This is a genomic window from Streptomyces sp. SCA2-17 (genome assembly GCF_044336695.1).
The window spans coordinates 5,500,970-5,523,382 of record NZ_CP117521.1; the positions used below are offsets into that span (position 1 = coordinate 5,500,970).

Sequence of the window (22,413 nt, forward strand, 5' to 3'; positions counted from 1 at the left end):
GCCGAACGTAGATGCCGTACGACTGTCACACAAGCCGGACTCGGCCGATGAGCCCATACGTGTCTTATCCGGGCTCCCGTACGGTTCGTGGGCGGGGGCCGCGTACGGGGTCGTGTACGGGGCCTCGTACGGGGTCGTGTGCAGGACATGCGCGGGGTCGCGTGCAGGCCTTGCGCGGGTTCATGCCGGCCGCAGGACGACCTTGCCCAGGTTGAGACGCGACTCGATGATCTCGTGCGCCTTCGCGGCGTCCTCCAACGGCAGCTCGGCGTGGACGCGCGGCCGCAGCCGCCCGGCGGCGAACAGCTCCCACAGCTCCAGCCGCCACCGCTCCATCAGCTCGGGATGGTTGCGGGCGAGGAGCGCCATCTGGAAGCCGGTCACGGACTTCGCGCCGACGAGCAGGTCGTACGCCTCGATCGTCCCGCCGCCCGAGCTGTACGCGACGAGCCGGCCGCCGGGTGCGAGCGCGGCGACGGCGGGGGAGAGGAGCTCGCCGCCGACCGCGTCCAGGACGACGTCGACCGGGCCGCCCCAGCGGTCCGCGGGCTCGTGGGCGAGCTCGTCGTACGTGATGACATGGTCCGCGCCCAGGTCGCGCAGGAAGGCGGCCTTGGCGCCGGCGGCCACGGAGCTGACGGCCGCCACGACGCGGCCGCTGCCGAGCACCTTGGCGAGCTGCACGGCGAGGTGGCCCGCGGCACTGGCCGCGCCCGTCACCAGGACGGACTCTCCGGGGGCCGGGCGGGCCGCCGCGTACGCCCCCCGGGCCACCAGGCCGCAGCGGACCAGGGCGACGGCGTCCCTGGCGGTCGCGCCCTCGGGGACGGGGGAGGTCATCGCCGTGTGCAGGAGGGAGTAGTCGGCGTAGCCGTCGCCGAAGCACAGGCCGGTGACGCGGTCGCCGGCCGCGAACCCGGCGACGTCCGGGCCGGTCGCGACGACCTCCCCGGCGACCTCGCCGCTCAGGCTTGCGGGCAGCGGGAGCCCGCCGCCGCGCACCTTCCGCACGACGGGAAGCGTGACGCCGATGGCCTCGGTGCGCACGAGCAGCTCGCCGGGGCCGGGGCGGGGGACGTCGGTCTCCTCCAGGCGCAGGACCTCGGGGCCGCCGTTCTGGTGATAGCGGACACGGCGCATGGGGCGCACCTCCGGGTGTCGTTGGTGGTCCCAACGGATATCGTTGGGAGTCCCAACAATAAGCTCATCGTCATTGGGGTGTCCAACGTTTTTTATTGGGGAGCCCAATGGATATTTCGGTAGGGTCGCACCATGACAGAGCCCTACGAACCCGGCGAGCTCGCGCTCGACCGCATCCGCGCCCTCCCCAGCTGGCTCCTCAACCGCGCAGCCGGGCGCGGCCGCCGCCTGCTCGGCGAGGCCTTCGCCCACGAGGGCCTGCGCATGCCGCACCACGCCGTCCTGGCCGCCGTCGCCGACATCGGCCCCGTCGCCCAGGCGGCCCTGGGCCGCGAGACCGGCTTCGACCCCAAGGACATGGTCGGCATCCTCAACGACCTCCAGCGGGCCCTGCTCGTCACCCGCACTCCCGACCCCCACGACCGCCGCAAGAACGTCATCGCCCTCACGGCCGAGGGCCGCAGCTGCCTGGAGCGGCTCGCGCTCCTGGGCGACGAGGCCAACCGGGCGCTGCTCGCCGCGCTCACGCCCGCCGAGAGGGAACAGTTCGTCGCGCTGCTCGCGCGCGTGGCGGAGGAGCGGGAGGAAGGGCCGGTGGCGTGACGTCGCCGGGGTGTCAGCCGGGGCCGCCGAGCGTGCTTCCCTCGGCGGGGCATCAGCCGGCCGCCGAGCGTGCCTCCTCCAGGACGATCCGCTGCTCGCCCGCGTACACGTTCATCGACGCCCCGCGCAGGAAGCCCACCAGCGTCAGCCCCGTCTCGGCGGCCAGGTCAACCGCCAGCGACGACGGCGCCGACACCGCCGCGAGCACGGGGATCCCGGCCATCACCGCCTTCTGCGCCAGCTCGAACGAGGCCCGCCCGGAGACCAGCAGCACCGTCCCCGCCAGCGGCAGCATCCCCTGCTGGAGGGCCCGCCCGACGAGCTTGTCGACGGCGTTGTGCCGCCCCACGTCCTCGCGCACGTCCAGCAGCTCGCCGTCCGCGGAGAACAGCGCGGCCGCGTGCAGCCCGCCCGTACGGTCGAAGACGCGCTGCGCCTCCCGCAGCCGGCCGGGGAGGGAGGCCAGCAGGGCGGGTTCGAGCCGCATCGGGGCCGGCCCGTCGGACAAGGCGTGGCGCGCGGTGGTCCGTACGGCGTCCAGGCTCGCCTTCCCGCACAGCCCGCACGAGGACGTCGTGTAGACGTTGCGCTCAAGGGTGATGTCGGGAACGGGGACGCCGGGCGCGAGCCGCACGTCCACGACGTTGTACGTGTTCCCCCCGTCGTCCGTCGCGCCCGCGCAGTAGACGATGTTGGCGACCTCGCCCGCCGCGCCCAGCACGCCCTCACTGACGAGGAACCCGGCCGCGAGCGCGAAGTCGTCGCCCGGCGTGCGCATGGTGACGGCGAGCGGCTTGCCGTTCAGCCGGATCTCCATCGGCTCCTCGGTGACCAGCGTGTCCGGACGGGCGCCGACGACCCCGTCCCGGATGCGGATGACGCGGCGGCGTGCGGTGACCCGTCCCATGAGCTGACCGTCCCGGTGATCGTGGGGTTCCTGACCTCCTCATTGTCCCTTGGCCCGAGCTTGCCGACGGGCGGGGGCCCGGCTGCCGTCCGCCCGCGCTAACCGATCCCCTGCCGGTCCGGCAGCAAGGCGAACTCCCGGTCCGCCCCGTCCGGAACCGCCCGCGTCACGGCATCGGCGAGCAGCGCCCGGTGCCGTTCCAGCGGCGGGCGCCGGCCCGCGGGGGTCAGGTGCCACAGGTCGTCCAGGGCCGCCGCCAGCCGCCGGGTCACCTGCGGGCTTCCGGTCGCGCAGCCGCGGATCTCCGCGAATCCCAGGTCGACCAGGTCCGCCCACCCGGGCACGTCCTGCACCAGCCGCACCGCGCCCCGGCGGTCGCAGTGGTGCAGCGCCCCGAGCGGCCGCCGGCTGAGCGCCGCGAGGAACTGGGTGATCCGGTCCAGGCACTGCACGGCCGTCGTCGGGTCGTTCACGGCGGGCGACAGCGCCCGCTGGGCGATGTCGGACAGCTGCCGCAGCCCGAACCCCGGATCCTGGTGAAAAGTGCGCTCCACGCCGACGGACACCGTGTACCGCAGCGCGCGCGGCGGCGGCGCGGCCCCGCCGTGCACCGCGAACACCGGCGTCCCCGGCACCACGAAGTCCCCGATCCGCGGGATCAGCCGCAGCACGACCCCGTGCCGCCGCGCCACCCGCACCAGCCGCGCGATGTGGACATCACGCAGCACCCCGGCCCGTCCCGTGTGCACGACCTCCACCCCGGCCCCGGCCAGCGCCGGCCGCTCGTCGCCGGGGACGCCGTACCGGCCCAGCACCCGGAACGACTCGCGCGTGATCCGGTCGATCACGTGGCTCACCCGCATCAGCCGCAGCGTGGAGTTCACGTACGCGATGAACAGCCCGAGGCTCACGAGCACCAGCGCGACGCACACGATGCTGGAGACGAACGGCACCGTGGAGACCGTCCGCGGATCCTCGTTCCCCTCGTACGACGCCTGCACCAGCAGGGCGAACAGGAAGGTCGCGAGGAAGACGGCGAACGTGCACTTGGTGATCCGGCTGCGCACGTACAGCCGCACCACGCGCGGGGAGAACTGCCCGCTGGCCATCTGTAGCGCGACCAGGGAGATCGAGAACACGACACCGATGAAGGTCAGCATCGCCGAGCCGACGGTCGTGATGATCGTCTTGGTGTCGTCGGCGATCCCGATCAGCGACTCGACCGCCCCGTAGTCCCCGTCCCCCTGAAGGGCCCCGACGACGTACCGGTCCACCTCCAGCACCCCGGCGGCCAGCCCCGCCGCCCCGAGGAGCCCCACGGTGGGCGTGAACCAGAACGTGTCCCGCAAGTGCTCCCGCAAAGGCGAAAGGGCCCGGGGCCGCCGCCGACCGCTCCCGGCCGCCCCGGCTGCCCAGGTTTGCCCCGCATTGCCCATAAAGGGACCTTATGCCCCGCCCAGATACCCAGGTGAAAGGCACTCCGAAACCTTGGTATTGTTATCCATGTCGCCGCGGGGAACACCCCGCCGGAGACAACACCTAGTCCGGGTGGCGGAATGGCAGACGCGCTAGCTTGAGGTGCTAGTGCCCTTTATCGGGCGTGGGGGTTCAAGTCCCCCCTCGGACACCAGCAGAGACCCCAGTTTACCTGGGGTTTTTCTGTTTTCCCGAGCGGAATCATGCGTCCGCGTGACCAGTGCGTGACCAGTAGGATTCGGGTTTTTCTGCGACCGGCAGCGTGACCAACCACGAGACGACCGGCCGGGAGTCTTGGATCAGGCCGCTACGCGCGCCAGCCCGATCCGGCTGGCGCTACGACCGGCCAGCGCCTTTGCGGCGTCCGGGCGGCGCTTGCCGTAGCGCTCCATCGTGTAGCCGGGGCTGTGATGCCGGGCGTTCTTCGAGACCTCGACCGGGCTTTCCTTGGCGTTGAGGTCGTTCGTGATCTTGCTGGCTCGCCAGTCGTGCAGCCGGAAGTCTTCCGGCAGGTCGAGCCGGTTCCGGACGGTGCGCCACCGGGCAGAGACCTTCTCAGGGTCCTGGGGGCCGCCGGCCTCGCCCCGGTAGAGCTTGAAGCCGTCCCGGGCGAACACCAGGTCGTGATCCACCCAGGTGCCCCCGAGGCGTTCCCGCTCCGCGTCCTGGCGTTCCTTCTGCCACTTGAGGACGTTCATCAGGGCTTGGTCTACGTAGATGATCGCGTTGTCGTCTCCGTCCTTGGTCAACTTCCGCAGCCGGTAGGAGTTGCCTTCCTCCACCACGACCCAACCCAGTTCGATAGCGCCCTCGTCCCAGCGGACGAGTGACCACTTCATTCCCAGGGCTTCGCTGCGCCGGACGCCGGTGGCGGCGTACATGCTCCACAGGGGAGCGTCCCGGAGGCAGTGGTGGGTCAGTCCCCCGTCGCACTTGCTGTTGCGGCAAGGGGTCCAGATGTCGCCGAGGAACCGGCTGGTTTCGCTGTCGGACAGCGTGGGGAAATCCGGTTCCGCCTGCCGGATCTCCCGCTCCGTCGGAGGGCTGGCATCCTTGCAGGGGTTGTACTGAAGCAGCTTGCGCGGCCCCGTGATCAAGTCGAAGGCGCCGCTCAGGATGTTGTGGATATGCCTGACGCTCTTCGGCCCAAGGGGCTTGCCTTTGTTGGTGGGGCAGGGCTCTTCCTGAAGGCGGGTGTACAGCGCGTCCAGGTCTTCGTCCGTCACCTCCGCTGCCAGCGCGGCGCCGATGCGGGGTTTGATGTGCAGCCTGACCTTAGGTCCGTAACCCTCCTTGGTGGTGCCTTCCCCCCGGTGCTTGCTCAGCCACCGGTCAAGGAGCTCGCCGACCGTCAGGTCGGGCCGGTTGAGGGAGTCGCTCAACTTCACGAGCGAAACCTTCGCGGGCGCAGTCGCCTGCGAGCCGGACAAGCCCTCGTCCGCCTGTGCTTCTGCCCTCTGCTTGTGCTGCGCGAGCCACTCCGTCAGGGCGTCCGCCGCGTCGGTCTTGCTCTTGTACTCCCGGCCTATCCAGTACCGGATCTGCTTGCCTGTCTTAGGGTCGGCGTGCTCCGGAGTTCTCACACCCCAGGTGTCCTTGCGACCACTCCTCTTGATCTTGACGGGGGTCCCGCCCTGGCCGTTACCGCGTCGTCGCGCTGTCACGCGTTGAATCTCCCTTCCGGTCAGGCGAGTTGCCTGACCGGATGTCAGCTTGATCTACACAATCCTGCTATGTCAATACAGTATTGCCCTAACAGGATGGGTGTAGCGTGATGGTCATGAACGAGCACGGGAGCGGCACAGAGGTCGTGCAGCACGCAGGCGCGTGGAACATCCGTATGTGGTGGCCAACCGGGCCGATCACAGGGGGGCCGCAGCGTGTCACTGTTGAGGCTGCAGAAGGCGCGCCAGCCCGTGATGTGGCCCGGGGCATCTCCACGACGATCCTGCGCCAGATCGATACGGCCAGCGCCATCGGGAAGGCTGCGGACGCCAGTGCCTCCGGGCAGCCGGACACTTCCGACATTGAGCAGCAAGGGCGCGCCCTCCGCGCGCTGCTCACCCAAGGGGGCGTCTCGGCTACCTACTTGGCCCTGCTGGCGTCGCTGTATCAGGACATGGCGAACACCGGAGCGAAGGCCCTGGTCCCTGTCCTGGCGGCGTTCGCCGACCGCAGCCCCGTCACGATTAAGGGTCATCTTCAGCAAGCACGGCGAGAGGGATACCTCACTGGCGCGCACGGCAAGACTGGTGGCGAGCTAACGCCGAAGGCGCGGGCAGTCCTTACTGGCCTTGACCTCGATTCCCTCGCCGAACCGAGGCCACAGGGCTGACGGTGGGGCCCCGCGGGCCCCACCACTGACGTCACGCCGTTTGCTCGTCGATCCACTTCTCCAGGTCGGCCGGGCGGCATCGAAGTTGATGCCCGATGCGTCTGAACGGGATACCGGCGGCCTTCCACTCGTTGTACACCCAGCTCAAGGGCTTACCAAGGTATTCAGCGACGTCCACAGCAGTCAGGAGTCGGGTCACTCGTTGCCTTCCGCCGCGATCACGTCGATGGGGCGCATCTCCGAGGCCCAGTAGTCCTCTGCCATGACGAGCGCGAGGTCGTGAGGGACGCCGGCCGTGACGGCGACCTGATAGACCAGGCCTGTGACGCGGGTGGCCGCGACGGCGCGCGCACCGCGCTTCTCCACGATTCGGGCGTTCAGCTCTTCCTCAAGACCAGCTACCAGCTCATCGAACTCGTCCGGCTCGTTCATGCTGTTCATCTGGTTCTCCTTAGTGCTTGCTTGCTTCGAGGTCGAGGACGCTTCCCCACGACTGGGCGCCGATCTCGGCGTCCACGGGGATCAGGAGGCCGCGGACGGTCATTTCCATGATTCGAGCGGTCTTCTCGGCCAGCTCGGCGGCGCGATCCTCGGGGAAGCTGAAGATCAGTTCGTCGTGGATCGGGAGGCGAACGAACTCGGTGTATCCGTGGCGATCGAGTTCGATCAGGGCTCGGGCCGTGATGTCACGGCTGGTGGACTGGATGAAGTAGTTGAGGGCGGCGTAGATGCGGTTGCGATCGACGGGGATTCGTCGACCGGTGCCGGTGTAGATGAAGCCGGTGCGGCGGGCCTCGCGCTGTAGGCGGTCGGCCAGGTGCTTCACGCCGGGGTAGGTCTCCCAGAACACCTTGACGGCCTTCTTGGCTTCGACCTCCGATACGCCGTACTGCTCGACGATGGCCCGCCATCCGCCGCCGAAGCAAACAGTGAAGTTGGTGCCCTTGCCGGCCTTCCGGTCGACGCCCGCGGCGTCAGCAGTGATCTGGTGAAGGTCCAAGCCGCGGTGGAACGCGTCGAGCATCGTCGGGTCGCCGCTGAAGGCCGCGAGTACGCGCAGCTCCATGTTCCCGTAGTCGGAGGACACGGTGACGTGTCCCGGCTCGGCAAGGAAGCAGTGCCTGACGTAACTGTCGCCGGCCGGGAGGGTCTGGGCCGGTACCGCGCCCGAGATGGTCATGCGGGCCGTCCTGGCCTGGCAGGAATTGATGCTGGCGCGTACCCGGCCTTCGGCGTCCTGGCTGTGAAGGGCCCGGTCGAACCAGGTGGCTCTCCACTTCATCGCCTTCTTGGCCTGGATGATGGCCTCTGTGAGCAGAATGCCGACCTCGGACAACACCTCGTCATCTACCGATAGGTTCCCCTTCTTCGTCTTCTTCGTGAGCTTGATGCCACGCTCCTGCAGCGCGGTAATGATCTGGGCGTTGGAGTTGACGTTGTCGACGCCTTCACGGCGTGCGACCTCTTCCCATTTGAATTGCTGCTCGTATAGTTCTGCTGACTTGGCCTGGGCGTATGCGCTGTCGAGGCGGTATCCGGTGCGCTCAATTTTTGCCGTGATGTGGGCAAGTCGGTGTTCCCAGGAGATGAGCCCCCGTTTCCTGCTGCGGGCGGGGACCTTCGGGTTAAGGATCTTGAAGAGCCGGAAGGCGAGGACGGGGTCCATGCCCGCGTACAGGTTGAAGCCGTAATGGCCGATCGGAATTACTGGCCATACGTCATCCTTTTTGACTTTGAGCTCTTTAGCGATGGCCGTCATGGAGCCTTTGACCTCATCGGCCACGAGGGGGCAGATGTAGTACTTGGTCAGCTCTTCGAGCTTCAGACCAGGTCCGTGTTCCTTCACGGCCCGAGGGTCGACGAGGTGGGCGAGCAGCTTCGTGTCCCAGCTCTTCGGGGCTAGCTCTTCCAGCGGGATGCCCAGGCAGGCTTCGGCCACGTGCATGTCGAAGGTGCCGTTGTGGGCGATCAGTCGGCGGGTGGTGCGAAGGGCCCAGCGGGTCGCGTCCTCGAAGGCTGGTCCCAGCTCGACGGGGACGACGTAGGACTCGGTTGCCGTTCCGAACTGGGCCAGTCGGCACCGGAACCCCCGGCCAGCGTTCCACCAGTCGAGTCCGGTGGTTTCTGTGTCCCAGCCCAGCAGTCCCTGGTGCGCCAGGACGAAGGCCTTGAAGTCCGGGAGGTCGTCCTCTGACTCAACGACGTGGATGCTTATCTGCTGGCCCTTGATGGGGTAGTGGATTTCCTTCATGCACCCTTTCTGGGAACGTGAGGGCAGAACCTGCCCCCACGTCTCACATCAATTGTTAGGCAATATGCAGATCGTCACTTGCTGCGGAATGAACCGTCCGTCTGTCGCCAGAGCGGCGGGCACTGCTGCGGCTTGTCGAGTCCTCGCCCTCCGCAGAAGTAGGCCGCCCAGCTTCCGCCGTCCTTGAAATTCCGCGGCCCGTGCTCGCACGTGTATCCGCCTTCGATGGCGGGCTGAGCAGCGACAACCTTGCCGTTTTCGAACTTCTTCGGGGCCGGTGTGGCGGCTTGGCTGCCCTTGTGCTGTTCGCGGGTGTACTGCGCGGCCTTCGCGGTGAGGTCGATCAGGCCCACGGCCTTCATCGCGGTCAGGAGCTGTACGCCGCGGTCGGCTGTCACCTGGGCGGTGTCACCCTCAACGGACGGGGTGAGCCATTCGGCATCGAAGCCGCTGCCTGCCTTGAGGGTGAAGCCGATACGGAAAGGGGCGCGGCCGGCCAGTGCGGAGGCGGTCTCGGGGGTGAAGGTCACAGGCGGCTCCTCGGTAACGGTGGTGGTGGGCTGGTCCCAGGGGGAGGTGTCGGCGAACGGGTCGTCGTAGGTCATCAGGCAGCGATCTTTCGGGTGCGGAGGTGGCGGTTCATGTACTGGGCCAGGGCGACGGTGGCCCTGCTGAGGGCCTGCCGGTCGGCCTGGACGTCCACGGGAAGGCCGTAGACGAATCGCCGTGTCAGGAGTTCTCGGTATCGCTCAGGGAGTTTCTTCAGTGCTGCTCCCGCGTCGATTCGCGCAGAGACAAGGTTGTCAGTGACCCGGGCCTGCAAGAGGTCGTCCTTGCGGCCGATCATTTCTCCGAGTTCTTCGTCTGTGTAGAGGAAGGTCCGCAGTGCGGCTTTCGCTTCGTCAGGGGTGTAGAAGTACTGGTCATCGAGCAGGTCTCGGTAGTTGCGTTCCCGGCTGGCGTACTGGGTGCCGGCCTTGTGGAAGACCTTCCAAAGAAAGGCCTCCTTCTGGTAGTTGGCTTCAATGACAGGCCGGTGCTTGTACGCGTGAAGCAGGATTTCCTGCTTCACGTCGTTCTTTTCGACCACGCTCCATTTCTCGGCGATGTTGTGTGCGACTTTGTCGGCGAGGCCGGAGAGGTATTCCCAGTCGAGTTCGACGTCAGGCTGCATGCTTGAAGTCCTTCCTGACGAAGTGCCCGCGGCTGTTGCGCTTGATGGCTCCGTACCTCTCTCCGTCCACGATGAAAGATCCGTCTCGTTCGATATAGACCGGTGCCGGTGCCGCGGAGTACTGGCCGACAAGCAGGCGGCCGAAGCCCGCTTGCCAGTTGGCGACCCCGCCGGCGAGGTACTGCGCCTTCGAGGCATCCATCAGGTGGCCCACCTCGAACCCGTAGAGAGTCCGGCGGTCCTTGCCGAGGCCCACCGTTTCCGGGGAGACGGCGCACTTGTGCGTGTGGCCCATGACCACGGACCGGTCGAGCTTCCTCGCCTTGGATGCAGCGGTGCGGCCGGGAATCTGGGACAGGCCCTTGAGCTCGTGCCCGTGCATGGCCACCCACCCGGGGGCAATCTCGGTGAAGGGCTTAAGCAGCTCGACGCCCAGGCCCTCGAAGTCCAACAGGGTCTCCACGTGGAAGGCGCCGCTTGCGGCCAGGGCCGGTGCGTACTTGCTGAGGTAGTCACGCGGCCTCGCGTCATGGTTGCCTTCCATGAACCGGATGGGCCCGGTGTATCCGTCGCGCAGGTCGGCCAGGAGGGCCTGACCGCCTTCGGACTCGCGCATGACGTCCGTCTCGAACTCGGCCCTCGTCCCCTTGGACCAGCGGCTCGGCGCCGCGTAGTCCATGAAGTCGCCGATGATCAGCACCTCGGCCGGCTGGGTCGCCTTGATGTAGTGCCAGAGGTTCCGGACCGCCCGGATGTCGTGCAGTGGGTACTGGACGTCCGGGGTGATGACGATTTCCTTGATGCTCAAGCAGCCTCTTCCAGTCGCTGTATTTCGATGTCGATGTAGCGCCTCGCCTTCTTCAGATCCTGAGTGGCATCGCCCTTCAGCCCGGCCCGCCAGAGGTACTTGATGGCGTTTCCGATCGGGAAATTCATGTGCTTCGTGATCTCGATGCACTCGATCCCGCTGGGGTGGCTGGTGTAGTGGTCGGGCCGGTTGACCGAGGACGGATCGGCCGAGGGCGAGGCGTGGAAGGCCTTCCTCATGAGTTTCTGCGCCTGGAAGGTGTCGATCCCCACGGGGAATCCTTCGGTCTCGGCGAGCAGGCGCCGGCCGGGGCTCTCCTCACCGGCAGGGGTGAGTTCGTCATCGGTGAAGCAGAGGGCTCCACCCGACTGCAGTATCACGTCGTTGGGGTAGCGCTGGCCTTCGTGGATGGCCTGGATGACGCCGCGTTTGTCGTGGTAGAGCCAGCTCACGGCCTCGCGCGGGACTCCGGTGACTATGACTGCGTCTCCCACCTTGAATCGTGCTATTTCTATACTCCCAGCTTCTTTCGGAATGCTTCGCCACCGAATTCTTTGACAAATCGGTTGGTGTCGTATCCGTCGCTCTGATCGACCGGTACGACGTTGGGCAGCCGCCCGCAGTTCTTCTCATTGAACTGACGGCCAGCCTGGTCTCCGTCGCCAAGAGAGAAGACTTTTTCGAACCCGAGGAAGGGCGGCGCGAACTCCTCCTGCCAGCTCGACACTCCGGGGAGGGACGCGGCCGGGACTCCAGCGACCTCCGACGCCATGGCGTCGAACTCTCCTTCCCCCAGCCCTATATAAGGGCTGTAATGGATCAACGCCCACGTGTTGAACAGCATCGGTGGATGCCCTGGGAGTCCCAGATACTTGGGGTGCTTGCCGTGCGCCTCTTCGTGAGGTTCCCGGTAGGCCCCGTCAGGAGTCATAACGCAGGTGTCAGCGATGCAGCGAAACCGGATAGTGGCAACGCCGACCGGGCGGAGGTAGGGGATTGCGAGCCTGCCCCGGTAGGCCTCATGGCCTATGCTGGGATCCGAAACGTAGCCCAGCTTGAACCGGTCGGCTACCGTCGCCAAACCTCGGTGCTCGATATACCGCCCGGCCGGGCTGCCCGCGTAGCGGCTGTAGTACTTCTTGGCTGCCGTCACCAAATCGGCTGTGTGCAAGTCGTACTGCGTGAGCAAACCCTATTCCTTCTTCTCTCTGAATGACGGCAATTGAGTCGAGTGACAGGTCACAGGAGAAGCAATGGAGCTTGCCGTTATCGTAGTTGATGGAGGCAGACGGCCTTTGCTCGTCGTGGATCGGGCAGAGGCACCGGACCCAGCCCGCCCGCTGCTCGGGGGCCTGCCAGTGGGGGAAGTAGTGCGCCAGGACGGCAGCGATAGGCGGCCGGGTGATCGGCTGGCGGTTCTGCGGGAATCGGGTCACTTCTCCTTCTCTCCTTGGTAGTAGCGCAGCCCCAGGTGCTGCTGGGCGGGCGGGTGGTCGAGGTAGGCGGCGGCTGCCCGCAGGACGCCGGAGCTGTCCCGTGCGGCTGTCAGCAGCCGGCTGTTGCACATGCGGCACAGCAGGCCCCGGACGAGGCCGGTGCGGTGGCAGTGGTCGACGGACAGACGCTGTCGTCGTGTGCCGCCGCAGATGGCGCACCGGCCGTCCTGGGCGGCGAGGAGGGCGTCATACTCGCCGGGCCCGAGTCCGTAGGTCCGGCGGACACGCGCCTCGTGGGCGGCCTGGCTGTGCGTCCGCTTGCGGCAGGTGGAACAGGTGTGGCCGCGGGGCGAGGTATAGAAGCGCTCCGCCCGGTTGCGTCCGCAGCGTCGGCACGGCCGGGTGCCCGCGCTGCGGGCCGTCACGGCTGGTGGGCGAGGGATCGTTCCAAGCGCGCCATGTGTACCGCATCGCGTGACGCGTCCACATGGGCGCGGAGCTGGCTTATGTGGAGCAGCTGCGTCTGCAGCTCACCCGCGCGGCCCTTGTACGTGACCACGGCATCGACCGGCGGTTGCCCGTGAAGGTCCCGCGCTAGCTGCCGGAGGTTCAGGCGGCTTGCGGGTCCCATCTCGACCACGGCAACCAGCGGGCCGGACAGGGCGGCCCTGAGTTCGGGGAACCGCTCGGCTGCATCGCAGGCCAGGCCTACGGACAGCTGGTAGCCCTTGGGGCGCCGCGGCGCCGCACTGCTCCTCGTCTGGTCCACCATAAAGAAACTCCTGAAATTAAAAGCCTTCCGGAAGGTCCGTCAGGCGCATGGTTCGGGTGTCGAAGTCGAAGGAGGCGTAGGTTTCGCCGCTGGGATCCGAGAAGCTCTCCCGTTCCTTAACTGGTGACATGTTGAGGGTTACCCCTCCCATGCCGTCGGTCTCTTTGTGGATGGTCAGGATCGTTGAGGGGACACGTGAGATCTTTCCCTTGATGCCGGACATCGGAATGGGCTTGAGGCCGTCGGAGTACTCCCCGATGACGTGGTGGGTTGCCATCACGTGCGCGTGCGTCACGCGGGCCATTTCCGACATGTAGTCACAGAGGCCTTCGAGTCCCAGCGTGTAGGACTCGGATGTGTCGGCGCTTCCGGTGTCGACGTTGGTGATGTTGTCGATGCATACGAGGTGGGGGTAGGTGTGAAATACGGAGAAGAAGGCCTTGAGGTGAAGCTCTATATCCGCGGGTGTCGGGCGGGCCTTGTAGTCGAACCGCTGCCACCAGCGCTGCGCGAATGCCGCGTCGTACTCGCCGAAGTCGTCGGCGTGCAGCTTGGCCCGCACCCCTTCAGCATCATGCCCCGTGAGGATCGAGGCCGCCCGTACCACCTGAGTCGCTGCGGTCGAGTCGGCGGAGAAGTACAGGGTAGGGACGTTGCTCTGGACAGCCAGATTGAGCACGACCGTCGACTTTCCGGTGCCCGCGCCGGCGGCAACGATGGACACCTCGCCCCGGCGGAACTCGGTACCAAGCTTCGACAATCCCTTGAAGGGGTTCGGCAGCGGCTCCCCGGACGCTCCCCGTTGCCGGGCCGACTGACTGAGCGAGAACATTAGCTGAGCTTCACCCCCTTCACATCAAGGCTTCCTCCGCCGTCGGGCCCGGGGCGCCAACCAGCATGGTCCACCATAAAGAAACTCCTCAAAAAATAAACCCGTACCGGGCTTTGGTCGTCGACCTTACGCTTGTACTGACCCTGCGTCAACTTCTATTTATATTTGCACGCGTGGGACACATCACAGAACCGACAGAGGAATCCGGGGCTGGCGGGGAAGTCCCCTCGTTTGACCCCTGCGTCCATCGCAGCAAAGCGTTCCCCTACTTCCTCCTCCGTGACGCGGTTGAGCACGACCGGCCGGGACAGGCCGCCGTTCTTCGCCAGATACCAATCGCCCTGGTTCACCGGGACGTTGTAGGCCTGCTCCACGGCAACCTTGTACGTCTCCAGCTGGAAGCGGCTCTTCATCGTTCCGGTCTTCAGGTCCCGGACCCGAAGCGTGTCGTCGGGCTCGACCAGAAGCTGATCGATGCACCCCTGAACCTTTACCCCGCCCAGCTCGACCATGAAGTGGACCTCCACGGCAGGGTTGCCGCTGGACGTGGTCCACAGCTCAGGCCGGTTTTCATCCGCCCACTCGACGTAGCGTCGCGTGTGCTCCTGACCCAGCGCATACCGGGCCTCGATGTCTTCCCCACCGGACCGGCCGGCGCTCAGCCACCGGTTCGTGTCCGGCTCGCGCTCCAGGTCCTGATTGATGCGCGCACTGTATTCCTCCGAGAAGAGGTCGACGGCTTCCTGCTGGCTCATGGTCCGGCCGGAACGCTCGACCGCTTCCGCGGCACTATGGAAGGCGGTGCCGTGGTGCGACCAGGCCGCAGGCCGGGCCTGCACACGCTCAACGCGCTGCAGGTAGTACCGCCACCCGCACTTTTCATACTGCTCGGTCTGTGACACGGACCGTGGCTGCGTCTCGATACTCAGCGGATACCTCCGGATAGATGACGTACAGGGTGCTGCAGGTGCTGCCGGGAAAGTTCCGGTTGCGGCGAGGCTCGTGCTCGATGTCGATGACAGACTGACGCCAGTGGGAGACGCCCTCTGCGCTGAAGACCATCTCCACCCCCCGCTCGCAGTCGGCGGTGGCGCGGTCACTCACCACGAGGTGGTAGTAGCTGAGCCCGTGAGCTGCGATCTTGCATATCAGCGCGCCTGCGCTCCTAAAGGGGATGGTGACGGGCGCGACGTACTGAGCGCTGCGTACGGCGTCGGTGCATCTCCGGATCGTGCTCGGCGGTGCCGAGGCCATGACGCAGGACAGAGTCATCCGGTCTCTCCTCGTGAGGGGTTGACGCAAAAGCGCCCGACGAAGTGACGACGTCGGGCACTGCGGTAAGTCAGTCAGTGTCAGTGGCCCGCGCTTACTCCACCGCTGCGGAGCGATCCGGCTGTCGTGCGAACCGTGCACAGATACCGCGTACGGCCGGAGTCGGGAGCTAGCCCGGTGCAGCGCGTCTGTCCCCGTGCCGGCTGCAGAACAGAGTGCGGCCTGACTGCACCTGCCATCCCTGCTCCCCCCTCACCATGCCGGTGGACTGACTGCGACATACACCCCCCTTGACACTGCTGCGACCTTCCGGCCGACCCTGCATCCCCTGAGGGTCCACCAAAAAACCGCGTGAATCGACTGTTTTACGGTCAGTCACCTTGGCACAGAGCATGTATTGCAATCAACGACCTGTCAACTAAAGTGATCAGCCGAACGTCCGGACTCACGCAGCCACAGGTGAGGCACACCACACCGACCGCCAGACGAGATACGCCATGCTCACGATCGCCGCCAAGCTCGCCCATCTCCTCCGCCGGAAGGCGACGGACGACGGCGAGCTGCCTTCTAACCGATCTTTGAGCAGGGCCATCCAAGGCCTTCCTGGCTATCGCCGCGGCGGATCGGTCGCGGCGCTCTCCAAACTAAGGGTTGGCACTGACACCAACCCCACCCTCGACACCGTGCAGCAGCTCGCGGCCGTCCTCGGCGCTCCGGAAGCCTTCTTACTGCCCGGCTGGGATGACCTCGCCGCCCTCACCGTCTTTGAGCAAAGCGCCGACGCCCGCGCGATCGTCCGCCACCTGCAGCAGCTGCCACCTCAGGAGCTGACACTTCTCCTGGCCCACATCCAGGACCGCCGGGAGGAAAGCGGACTGAGCCGCGAGGTCCCCCTGGTGAGCATCGACCCCACGCCCGACTCCGGCGACACCACCGCCAAATTCCGGCGCAAGCGCACACCGAAAGAAGCGGCCGAGTACGCGGCAGACACTCTTGAAGGACTTTAGATCTTGAACAGCACCACCGCCCCAGCCACCTCTACCCCCTGGGACGCGGCCATCTTCGGCAGCGTCACCGCCCTCGGAGCACTGGTCACTGTGCTCTGCCTGATACGCGCCAGACGCTCCCCGACCGTCGCCAACCGCTCGATCGTCGTGGCCTTCGCAATCTGCACCATCGGCGTGTTCTTCGCCGTGCCCTCCATCGCCCAGGCCACCGAGAGCGCCACCGGCATCGACAACATCGCCAAGCTGATCGCGCACATCTGCGCAATCCTGTGGTGCGCAGCCCTCCAGGTCACCATGGTCGACATCGCCTACGACCCGTCCTACCTGCGCACCGCGATCTACCAGCGCGCCACCGTGGCCATCGTCTTCCTCACGGCCATGGTCCCCCTGTGGCTCAGCGCCAACGCTACGCCCGGCATGGAATTCACCACCGCTCACGCCGGCGACGTCAAGGTACGCATCTACCTGCTGCTGTACCTGACGTACGTGTTCATCACGTGCAGCGAACTGACATTCATGTGCTTCCGGATGGCGTTCCTCAACTGGCCCGGACGGCCCTGGAGCAGTGTGGGCTACGGAGCCTCGACGCTGTCCGCCGTCTTCGGCGTCGCGTACGCCATCTCCAAGGGGAGCTACCTGATTGCGTACACCATCGGATCCCCGTGGGACCTGCGGACAGAGGAGAAGATCTCACCACTCCTCAGCGGCATCTCGGTCGCGTTCCTGTTCATCGGCCTGACGCTCCCGGTCTTCGGGTGGCTGCTCAGCAAGGCCCGCACGAAGCCCGTCCCCCAGGCAGCCGACGCCTGAGCCCGAACACAGCAGTGCCCCGGCGCACAGCCGGGGCACTCTCGGCACTCAACTCGTGCCGTCGTCTTCGTCAGCGATGGGCAGCTCCATGGCCCACTGCATCTCAGCATCCGGCAGTTCCTTCCCTGCCGGCCACCGCAGCACCCTCCGCCCATCGGACGGCAGCCGAGGCGCATAGCGCCAACCCTCGTTGGGGCAGTAGTCCACGACCTCATTCTCGCGCTTCAGCCGGCTGATCAGCTGGGCAGCCTTCTCCTTCTCGGACTCGGGCACTTTCTCGTCACCGAGCCGCCCGCGCAGGTAGACCTTGAGGGCCCTGATCGCGTAATCCCGCCGGTGCGGCTTCTGCACGTCCCACAGGTCCGCCACCAGCTCCACCACACGAGGAAGGCCAGGGCGCTCGCGCCGCAGGCCCATAGGGACCCGGAGTTGACTCACCGCCTGAGCCGTCACACCGTACTCATCAGCGATCTCCTGGTCGCTGCGTCCCAGCAGGACCATGCGCGTCAGCTGGTCGTCGGATGGCAGTGTGCGCGGCCTGCCAGGTGTGGCGTGCATGTTCAGGACTCCCTCCCGGGTGTCGAGTGGCCTCTGCGAGAGGGTTTCAGCGGTGGTTGCCGCAGATCGACCGGTGACGCTACCACTGACCCGGTCCACCACCAAGTTACTCACCGAACGGTTCCACCCCCAACCCCAGAGTGACCTACATCTCACTTCACCTCTCAGAGCTGAGCCCTGGGCTCAGTAACACCTACATACTCTATGAGAGATTAAGAAGAGAGAGAAAAAAACTTTCTAAGTTTCCTCTTGCTGGTTTCCTGAATCAGATTCTCATTCAGCTGAAACCCAAGAGAAGAGACCCTAGTTGCCAGAAAAGTAGCCAACTAGGGTCTATTTATCCAATCCATCGCAGCTGATCCCTGTGGTGGCCCAAGGGCGGGTAGCTCCCGTCTGGAGTCGCGGTGTGCGGAGCGCACGCAAGCCCCTAGGGCCCTGGTCAAGGGCCCGGCCGGGCGGAAGAGCGGGTTCGAATCCCGCCGACTCACCGATTACGGAGAGGAGACAGCCAACGATGCCCCGAGCCAAAACCATCTGCATGACCGCGGGCTGCACCTCCGTCACTGTTCGCGCCGGCCGGTGCGAGACACACGCACCACCCCCACGGCAGTGGCAGACCTCGGCACGGAACCGCAGCAGGCCGGGAGACTTCCACAAGAGGCGAGCCACCGTGCTCGCCCGCGACCGCTTCACCTGCCAGCGGTGCGGCGCACGCTCGGAACTCGAAGTAGACCACCGCACGCCCATCGCCCGCGGCGGCACATGGGGGCTGTCGAACCTGTGGGTCCTCTGCCGTCCGTGCCACCGGCACAAGACGCACGGCGAGGACCGCACATAGCGGAGGCCCCCGTCACCGGGGGCCTCCAGCGACCCCGGGCGTAATCCCAAATTCCGAAATCGGAGTGGAACCGGAGCCTCAAGCAGTCACCCCATGTCGGACTGCCCTGCCGAAATCGTATCGGCATACAGCCTCCATCTTCGCTCCTGCTCACTCTTTGGAGGTGCGCCGATGCCGAGCCGACGGGGACCAGCTCCGAAGCCGAACGCCCGGCGCAGGAACACCACGCACGCCCTCGGCGAGCACGAGCTAACGCCCGCGGCCGGCGAGGGCCGGGCGCTTCCGAAGTCCCTGGGCATCGTGACCGGGGGTGCAAAACGCTTCTGGAGAACCTGGTCGAGCGCCCCGCAGACCCAGCATTGGCTGGCGACGGACTGGGCAGAGCTGGAGATCACCACACGCCTGGTGGACGCCTTCTACCAGGGTGACGTCAGACTGGCCGGAGAGATCCGCCAGCGCGTCGGCCGCTGGGGAGCCACTACCGAAGACCGGGCTCGACTGCGGATGGATTTCGACCAGCAGGCCGAGCAGGAGGCCGCCCAGGCCGCCAAGGAGGCGGCGACAGCAGACCTGGATGCGGAGCTGTTCAAGATGCTCTCCGAGTCCGGGAGCGCTGATGCATAGCTGGACCGTCGCCGGCACGCGGTGCGATGTGACCGGCGACGCCGACGCCATCGCCGTGTTCGCCGGTACCCCCGATGTGCGCCTTCTCGGTGGCACGGACCAGACCACCGGATGGGTGCGCGTAGTCGAAGCCCCCGGCCCGAGCGAGGCAGCCGTCGCCGCCGAGCTCCAGGCCGAAGCCGTAGACGATTCCGAGTAGCCCGAAGGGGGTGAGGGATGCCCCTGACGGGAAACATGCCGCCCGGCGTCCCCCACCCCTCGCGGAGTCTCGGGTACGGCATCATCCGGTGGTGCCAGCAGTACGTCCTCCAGCCTGACGGCGAACGCGCCGGCGAGCCCTGGAGGTTCTCCCCGGAGCAACTGCGCTTCGTTCTCTGGCTCTACGCTGTTGACGAGAACGGGAGGTGGTTGTACCGGTCTGCCGCGCTTCGCCGCGCGAAGGGCTGGGGCTTAGGGCAAGACACCTCTTCTTGCCGCCCTGGCCATTGTTGAGTTCATCGGCCCCTGCCGCTTCTCCCACTTTGACGAGAACGGCCTTCCAGTCGGCAAGCGCGTGCCGCTACCGCTGGTGCAGATCGCTGCCACCTCTTTGGACCAAACGGCCAACACCCGAGATCAGATCCGCGGCATGTTGGCTGAGTCCCCGGCAGAGCGAGAATTCAACCTCGACATCGGCAAGGGACTGATTCAGTTCAAGGACGGCCGCCCTGGCCGCATCGAGCCTGTCACCTCGTCCTCGCGGGGCCTTGAGGGGGCGAGGCCCACCTTTGCCCGGCCCCGGCAGGAACATGCTTGCCGGGGCCGGCTGATGCCACTTTGTTGTTTGTGACGAGGTCCATCATTTCGTCGAATCGAACCAGGGCGTATACGTCTGGGAAACCCTTGATCGCAACGTCCAAAAAACCGCTGGTGCTGGTTCTCGACTGATCGAAACCACCAACGCTTTCAATCCCAACGAGAATTCCATTGCCCAGCGGACCTACGAGGCTGCGATGGAGCTGGGCGCCAAGGGCATTCTCTACGACTGCCGCGAAGCAGAACGGGATGTCGACCTCAAGGACGAAGCCGCCGTCCGGACCGCGGTCATCGATGCGTACGGTGACTCGCACTGGGTCGACGTGGACGGCATTGTCGCCGCGGTCATGGACCCGCGTACCAGCGCGGCCGTGGCCTACCGCTTCTACCTGAACAACATCCAGGAGAACGCGGACGGCTGGCTGGCCAAGGCCGAGTGGGATGACTGCCTGGATGAGAACGACCCGATTCTCCCCGGGGACCAGGTAGCAATTGGTTTCGATGGGAGTCTCCGCGGTGACAGCACAGGAATAGTTGGCGCTCGCCTTCGGGACGGGAAGCTCTTCGTTCTTCACCTCCAGGAGAACCCGCGCGACCCGAAGCAACCTGACTGGGAGGTTGACGTCCTGGCCGTCGAGGCCGCCGTCAAGAAGGCCTTCGACACCTACCGCGTGGAATGGTTCTACGGGGACCCGCCGTACTGGCAGGAGGCCCTGGGCCGGTGGGCTATCGAGTACGGAGACGATCGCGTATTCGAGTACTGGACCAACAAGCCCATGAGGATGTGCGAGGCAACCGAGCGCTTCCACTCTGCCGTCGCTGTCGGCGACTTGAAGCACGACGGCAATCCGGACCTGACCCGGCACTGCCTGAACGCCGTGACGCGTGAGGTTCCGCAGGGGCTCCTGATCACCAAGGACTCTCCGCGGTCGAAGAAGAAGATCGACTTGGCCGTGTGCGCCGTCCTCGCCTTCGAGGGCCGCGCCGACGCAATCGCAGACGGCCGACTGCAGATCAGGCGGCGTCGCGTCGTCGGCTTCTGATTCTGCACCCACAGACCGGGCCGGCCGGGTGAGAACTGCTCCCCGGTCGGCCTGCGCACGCTGACCCGTGCTGCCGTGCACCCGCGGGTTACCGGGTGATCGTCGGACCGACGTGAGGTCAGTGATACCGGAGGGGGCCGCACCGCCCACAAGTAACCGGCGCCCGCGCAGGGCGTGAGCCGAACGGGGTTGAAAGCCCGTGCGGCCCCCTCTCACACCACGGAGCATCAGGAGGCGCCGCTGATTGTCCCACCCAACGGCTACACAGCAGTCGGCCCGCCTAAGACGCCGGTCGACTGGCTTGCTTACCTCCACGGGAAGCTCACCGATCAGCTCCCGGCCATGTGGCGCTATGCCCAGTACTACGAGGGCAAGCACCAGCAACTCGCGTTTTCTCAGGCCCGGTACAAGGACGCGTTCCGGGAAGTCTTCGAGACCTGGCGGGACAACTTTTGCGGGCTGATCATCGACTCCGCCACCGAGCGCATGGTCGTGGAAGGATTCCGCCTTCCTGAGGCGCCGGGGTTTGACTCGGATGCCCGGGAGTTCTGGCAGCGCAACAGCATGGACGTCCTGTCGACGGCCGTGCACCTGGACGCCTTGGTTCAGGGACGGGCCTACGTCCTGGTGTGGCCGGGCGACGACGGTGAGCCGACGATTCAGCCGGTGTCCGCCGAGAACATGGTTGTTCAGTTCAAGCCGGGCTCCCGAACTGAGCTGGAGGCTGCGGCTCGTTTCTACCTGGATGACTGGGGCCGGCAGTGGGTCACGCTGTGGACCGAGGACTACGTCTACGAGGTCAAGCGCGGCGAGACCGAGTGGGAGAACGGGCTCCGGTCCCGCAACCCCTTGGGCGTCGTGCCGGTCGTCCCCTTTCACAACCGCTCGCGGCTTTCCGGTGAACCGTACTCCGACCTTGCGAACGTCATTCCGATCCAGGACGCGATCAACAAGACCGTCTCCGACGCCCTGACGGCCTCGGAGTTTGCCGCGTTCCCGCAGCGGTACGTGACCGGTCTGGAGATTGTTGAGGACGACCAGGGGCACCCGGTCGAGCCTTTCAAAATTGCTGTCGACAAGCTTCTGCAAGCCGAGGATCCGCAGGCCCGATTTGGCCAGTTCGAAGCCGCCAGCCTCAGTAACTACTGTGACCTGGTGGGGCTTTTGCTGCAGCACGCGAGTTCAATATCCCGCACCCCCAGTCATTATTTTCTTGTCAATGGCGGAACTCCACCCTCGGGCGAGGCCATCATCAGTGCCGAGGCCGGTCTTGTCGCCCGCGTCCGTGAACGCATGCTCTACTTTGGTGAATCCTGGGAGCGGGTTATCCGACTTTGCTTTGCTATCAAGAAGGACAAGCGAGCCAAGGCCTACTCCATGGAGACCGTATGGCGGGATCCTGAGTACAGGACCGAAGCTCAGCACATTGACGCCCTGCTGAAGCTCAAGCAGCTCAACGTTCCCGAAGAGCAACTGTGGTCTGACGCGGGTTACACGCCCTCCCAGATCTCGACCTTCCGCGAAATGCGGAAGGCAGACGCGAAGGCTGCAGCGGAGATTCAGAAGCTAGGGCCTCAGCCAGAACAGCAGGCAGGTCCCGGCGCCGTGAACAGCCCGAGCGAGGCCGGGGCGGCCCGCATGGCCGCTAAGGCTCCGCAGGGGAATTCTGGGAACGCCAACCGCAAGATCCACGAGAAGAAGTGACCGGGGCGCCGGAATGGCGGCTCCGCTC

At 66.1% G+C, this 22,413-nt stretch carries 27 protein-coding genes, 1 tRNA gene and 1 pseudogene; 10 read left to right on the forward strand and 19 right to left on the reverse strand.

All coding sequences use genetic code 11. The features are described from left to right. Positions 1-180: 180 nt before the first annotated feature. A complete protein-coding gene (locus PS271_RS24755; RefSeq protein ID WP_398384732.1) occupies positions 181-1,140 on the reverse strand; it encodes a quinone oxidoreductase family protein in 960 nt (319 codons plus the stop codon). Between the two features lie 132 nt (positions 1,141-1,272). On the opposite strand from PS271_RS24755, the gene PS271_RS24760 reads away from it, so the two are divergent. Continuing rightward, positions 1,273-1,743, forward strand: coding sequence for a MarR family winged helix-turn-helix transcriptional regulator (locus tag PS271_RS24760; RefSeq protein WP_398384734.1), 471 nt, complete (start codon positions 1,273-1,275; stop codon positions 1,741-1,743). A 52-nt stretch (positions 1,744-1,795) separates the two neighbouring features. On the opposite strand, the gene fdhD is transcribed toward PS271_RS24760, so the two are convergent. Together fdhD and PS271_RS24770 are read right to left on the reverse strand one after the other, a co-directional pair. Continuing rightward, complete coding sequence (gene fdhD / locus PS271_RS24765; protein WP_398384736.1) at positions 1,796-2,650, reverse strand: formate dehydrogenase accessory sulfurtransferase FdhD; 855 nt, start codon at positions 2,648-2,650, stop codon at positions 1,796-1,798. A gap of 98 nt (positions 2,651-2,748) precedes the next feature. Further along, positions 2,749-4,086, reverse strand: a complete 1,338-nt coding sequence (locus tag PS271_RS24770; RefSeq protein ID WP_398384737.1) for a DUF2254 domain-containing protein — start codon at positions 4,084-4,086, stop codon at positions 2,749-2,751. 106 nt (positions 4,087-4,192) lie between these two features. Between PS271_RS24770 and PS271_RS24775 the strand changes: the two genes are divergently transcribed. Continuing rightward, positions 4,193-4,280 (forward strand) — tRNA-Leu (locus PS271_RS24775). Positions 4,281-4,425: 145 nt separating this feature from the next. On the opposite strand, the gene PS271_RS24780 is transcribed toward PS271_RS24775, so the two are convergent. Then, positions 4,426-5,709 carry a tyrosine-type recombinase/integrase gene (locus PS271_RS24780; RefSeq protein ID WP_398384738.1) on the reverse strand — a complete coding sequence of 428 codons (1,284 nt, stop codon included), beginning with the start codon at positions 5,707-5,709 and terminating at the stop codon, positions 4,426-4,428. A 197-nt stretch (positions 5,710-5,906) separates the two neighbouring features. Here PS271_RS24780 and PS271_RS24785 point away from each other — a divergent pair, with 197 nt between their 5' ends. Beyond that, positions 5,907-6,461, forward strand: a complete 555-nt coding sequence (locus PS271_RS24785; protein ID WP_398384740.1) for a hypothetical protein — start codon at positions 5,907-5,909, stop codon at positions 6,459-6,461. A gap of 31 nt (positions 6,462-6,492) precedes the next feature. On the opposite strand, the gene PS271_RS24790 is transcribed toward PS271_RS24785, so the two are convergent. The 14 genes and pseudogenes from PS271_RS24790 to PS271_RS24855 form a co-directional block, all read right to left on the reverse strand. Beyond that, positions 6,493-6,660 carry a helix-turn-helix domain-containing protein gene (locus PS271_RS24790; RefSeq protein ID WP_398384741.1) on the reverse strand — a complete coding sequence of 56 codons (168 nt, stop codon included), beginning with the start codon at positions 6,658-6,660 and terminating at the stop codon, positions 6,493-6,495. Next, positions 6,657-6,902, reverse strand: a complete 246-nt coding sequence (locus tag PS271_RS24795) for a hypothetical protein (RefSeq protein ID WP_398384742.1) — start codon at positions 6,900-6,902, stop codon at positions 6,657-6,659. The genes PS271_RS24790 and PS271_RS24795 overlap by 4 nt, the downstream gene beginning before the upstream one ends. Before the next feature lie 10 nt (positions 6,903-6,912). After that, positions 6,913-8,712, reverse strand: coding sequence for a DNA polymerase (locus PS271_RS24800; RefSeq protein ID WP_398384743.1), 1,800 nt, complete (start codon positions 8,710-8,712; stop codon positions 6,913-6,915). A gap of 74 nt (positions 8,713-8,786) precedes the next feature. Next, on the reverse strand, positions 8,787-9,317 hold the full coding sequence (locus PS271_RS24805; protein WP_398384745.1) for a D29-gp49 family protein: 531 nt from the start codon (positions 9,315-9,317) through the stop codon (positions 8,787-8,789). Further along, positions 9,317-9,886 carry a sigma-70 RNA polymerase sigma factor region 4 domain-containing protein gene (locus tag PS271_RS24810; protein WP_398384747.1) on the reverse strand — a complete coding sequence of 190 codons (570 nt, stop codon included), beginning with the start codon at positions 9,884-9,886 and terminating at the stop codon, positions 9,317-9,319. Before PS271_RS24810 ends, PS271_RS24805 begins: the two co-directional genes overlap by 1 nt. Further along, positions 9,876-10,694 carry a metallophosphoesterase gene (locus PS271_RS24815; RefSeq protein ID WP_398384748.1) on the reverse strand — a complete coding sequence of 273 codons (819 nt, stop codon included), beginning with the start codon at positions 10,692-10,694 and terminating at the stop codon, positions 9,876-9,878. The genes PS271_RS24810 and PS271_RS24815 overlap by 11 nt, the downstream gene beginning before the upstream one ends. Further along, complete coding sequence (locus tag PS271_RS24820; protein ID WP_398384750.1) at positions 10,691-11,146, reverse strand: DUF3310 domain-containing protein; 456 nt, start codon at positions 11,144-11,146, stop codon at positions 10,691-10,693. Before PS271_RS24820 ends, PS271_RS24815 begins: the two co-directional genes overlap by 4 nt. A 59-nt stretch (positions 11,147-11,205) precedes the next feature. Next, the gene (locus PS271_RS24825; RefSeq protein ID WP_398387140.1) at positions 11,206-11,883 is read right to left on the reverse strand and encodes a toprim domain-containing protein; all 678 of its coding nucleotides are present in this window, start codon (positions 11,881-11,883) and stop codon (positions 11,206-11,208) included. Between the two features lie 28 nt (positions 11,884-11,911). Next, positions 11,912-12,130 (reverse strand): annotated as a pseudogene (locus PS271_RS24830) (CHC2 zinc finger domain-containing protein); the annotation flags it as partial. Then, positions 12,127-12,555 (reverse strand): endonuclease VII domain-containing protein, encoded by a 429-nt coding sequence (locus PS271_RS24835; RefSeq protein WP_398384752.1) that lies wholly within the window; start codon positions 12,553-12,555, stop codon positions 12,127-12,129. The pseudogene PS271_RS24830 and the gene PS271_RS24835, both read right to left, overlap by 4 nt. Next, complete coding sequence (locus PS271_RS24840) at positions 12,552-12,902, reverse strand: hypothetical protein (protein ID WP_398384753.1); 351 nt, start codon at positions 12,900-12,902, stop codon at positions 12,552-12,554. The genes PS271_RS24835 and PS271_RS24840 overlap by 4 nt, the downstream gene beginning before the upstream one ends. A 16-nt stretch (positions 12,903-12,918) precedes the next feature. Next, positions 12,919-13,734 (reverse strand): AAA family ATPase, encoded by an 816-nt coding sequence (locus PS271_RS24845; protein ID WP_398384755.1) that lies wholly within the window; start codon positions 13,732-13,734, stop codon positions 12,919-12,921. Positions 13,735-13,889: 155 nt separating this feature from the next. Beyond that, positions 13,890-14,636, reverse strand: a complete 747-nt coding sequence (locus tag PS271_RS24850) for a PD-(D/E)XK nuclease family protein (protein WP_398384756.1) — start codon at positions 14,634-14,636, stop codon at positions 13,890-13,892. Beyond that, positions 14,614-15,006 carry a hypothetical protein gene (locus tag PS271_RS24855; protein ID WP_398384758.1) on the reverse strand — a complete coding sequence of 131 codons (393 nt, stop codon included), beginning with the start codon at positions 15,004-15,006 and terminating at the stop codon, positions 14,614-14,616. The genes PS271_RS24850 and PS271_RS24855 overlap by 23 nt, the downstream gene beginning before the upstream one ends. Before the next feature lie 497 nt (positions 15,007-15,503). Here PS271_RS24855 and PS271_RS24860 point away from each other — a divergent pair, with 497 nt between their 5' ends. Continuing rightward, positions 15,504-16,013, forward strand: coding sequence for a hypothetical protein (locus PS271_RS24860; protein ID WP_398384759.1), 510 nt, complete (start codon positions 15,504-15,506; stop codon positions 16,011-16,013). A 3-nt stretch (positions 16,014-16,016) separates the two neighbouring features. Continuing rightward, a complete protein-coding gene (locus PS271_RS24865) occupies positions 16,017-16,823 on the forward strand; it encodes a hypothetical protein (RefSeq protein ID WP_398384761.1) in 807 nt (268 codons plus the stop codon). Positions 16,824-16,871: 48 nt separating this feature from the next. On the opposite strand, the gene PS271_RS24870 is transcribed toward PS271_RS24865, so the two are convergent. Beyond that, positions 16,872-17,381, reverse strand: a complete 510-nt coding sequence (locus PS271_RS24870; protein WP_398384763.1) for a hypothetical protein — start codon at positions 17,379-17,381, stop codon at positions 16,872-16,874. A 538-nt stretch (positions 17,382-17,919) separates the two neighbouring features. On the opposite strand from PS271_RS24870, the gene PS271_RS24875 reads away from it, so the two are divergent. The 5 genes from PS271_RS24875 to PS271_RS24895 all read left to right on the forward strand — a co-directional run bounded on the left by PS271_RS24875 (position 17,920) and on the right by PS271_RS24895 (position 22,385). Next, positions 17,920-18,219 (forward strand): HNH endonuclease, encoded by a 300-nt coding sequence (locus PS271_RS24875; RefSeq protein ID WP_398387049.1) that lies wholly within the window; start codon positions 17,920-17,922, stop codon positions 18,217-18,219. A gap of 171 nt (positions 18,220-18,390) precedes the next feature. Continuing rightward, on the forward strand, positions 18,391-18,843 hold the full coding sequence (locus PS271_RS24880) for a phage terminase small subunit (RefSeq protein WP_398384765.1): 453 nt from the start codon (positions 18,391-18,393) through the stop codon (positions 18,841-18,843). Next, positions 18,836-19,042: a hypothetical protein gene (locus PS271_RS24885; RefSeq protein ID WP_398384767.1), complete on the forward strand. Its 207-nt coding sequence runs from the start codon at positions 18,836-18,838 to the stop codon at positions 19,040-19,042. Before PS271_RS24880 ends, PS271_RS24885 begins: the two co-directional genes overlap by 8 nt. Before the next feature lie 793 nt (positions 19,043-19,835). Then, on the forward strand, positions 19,836-20,681 hold the full coding sequence (locus PS271_RS24890; RefSeq protein WP_398384769.1) for a terminase TerL endonuclease subunit: 846 nt from the start codon (positions 19,836-19,838) through the stop codon (positions 20,679-20,681). A gap of 342 nt (positions 20,682-21,023) precedes the next feature. Further along, positions 21,024-22,385: a phage portal protein gene (locus tag PS271_RS24895; RefSeq protein WP_398384771.1), complete on the forward strand. Its 1,362-nt coding sequence runs from the start codon at positions 21,024-21,026 to the stop codon at positions 22,383-22,385. The last annotated feature ends 28 nt before the right edge of the window (positions 22,386-22,413 follow it).

What these genes read in the sequence shown, in the direction of transcription:
- PS271_RS24895 (WP_398384771.1), top strand. Translation starts at nt 21,024, where the DNA reads ATGTGGCGCTATGCCCAGTACTACGAGGGCAAGCACCAGCAACTCGCG.
- PS271_RS24855 (WP_398384758.1), bottom strand. Translation starts at nt 15,006, where the DNA reads ATGACTCTGTCCTGCGTCATGGCCTCGGCACCGCCGAGCACGATCCGG.
- PS271_RS24785 (WP_398384740.1), top strand. Translation starts at nt 5,907, where the DNA reads ATGAACGAGCACGGGAGCGGCACAGAGGTCGTGCAGCACGCAGGCGCG.
- fdhD (WP_398384736.1), bottom strand. Translation starts at nt 2,650, where the DNA reads ATGGGACGGGTCACCGCACGCCGCCGCGTCATCCGCATCCGGGACGGG.
- PS271_RS24845 (WP_398384755.1), bottom strand. Translation starts at nt 13,734, where the DNA reads ATGTTCTCGCTCAGTCAGTCGGCCCGGCAACGGGGAGCGTCCGGGGAG.
- PS271_RS24800 (WP_398384743.1), bottom strand. Translation starts at nt 8,712, where the DNA reads ATGAAGGAAATCCACTACCCCATCAAGGGCCAGCAGATAAGCATCCAC.
- PS271_RS24755 (WP_398384732.1), bottom strand. Translation starts at nt 1,140, where the DNA reads ATGCGCCGTGTCCGCTATCACCAGAACGGCGGCCCCGAGGTCCTGCGC.
- PS271_RS24795 (WP_398384742.1), bottom strand. Translation starts at nt 6,902, where the DNA reads ATGAACAGCATGAACGAGCCGGACGAGTTCGATGAGCTGGTAGCTGGT.
- PS271_RS24890 (WP_398384769.1), top strand. Translation starts at nt 19,836, where the DNA reads ATGGAGCTGGGCGCCAAGGGCATTCTCTACGACTGCCGCGAAGCAGAA.
- PS271_RS24885 (WP_398384767.1), top strand. Translation starts at nt 18,836, where the DNA reads ATGCATAGCTGGACCGTCGCCGGCACGCGGTGCGATGTGACCGGCGAC.
- PS271_RS24875 (WP_398387049.1), top strand. Translation starts at nt 17,920, where the DNA reads ATGACCGCGGGCTGCACCTCCGTCACTGTTCGCGCCGGCCGGTGCGAG.
- PS271_RS24840 (WP_398384753.1), bottom strand. Translation starts at nt 12,902, where the DNA reads ATGGTGGACCAGACGAGGAGCAGTGCGGCGCCGCGGCGCCCCAAGGGC.
- PS271_RS24810 (WP_398384747.1), bottom strand. Translation starts at nt 9,886, where the DNA reads ATGCAGCCTGACGTCGAACTCGACTGGGAATACCTCTCCGGCCTCGCC.
- PS271_RS24880 (WP_398384765.1), top strand. Translation starts at nt 18,391, where the DNA reads ATGCCGAGCCGACGGGGACCAGCTCCGAAGCCGAACGCCCGGCGCAGG.
- PS271_RS24770 (WP_398384737.1), bottom strand. Translation starts at nt 4,086, where the DNA reads ATGGGCAATGCGGGGCAAACCTGGGCAGCCGGGGCGGCCGGGAGCGGT.
- PS271_RS24860 (WP_398384759.1), top strand. Translation starts at nt 15,504, where the DNA reads ATGCTCACGATCGCCGCCAAGCTCGCCCATCTCCTCCGCCGGAAGGCG.
- PS271_RS24760 (WP_398384734.1), top strand. Translation starts at nt 1,273, where the DNA reads ATGACAGAGCCCTACGAACCCGGCGAGCTCGCGCTCGACCGCATCCGC.
- PS271_RS24805 (WP_398384745.1), bottom strand. Translation starts at nt 9,317, where the DNA reads ATGACCTACGACGACCCGTTCGCCGACACCTCCCCCTGGGACCAGCCC.
- PS271_RS24870 (WP_398384763.1), bottom strand. Translation starts at nt 17,381, where the DNA reads ATGCACGCCACACCTGGCAGGCCGCGCACACTGCCATCCGACGACCAG.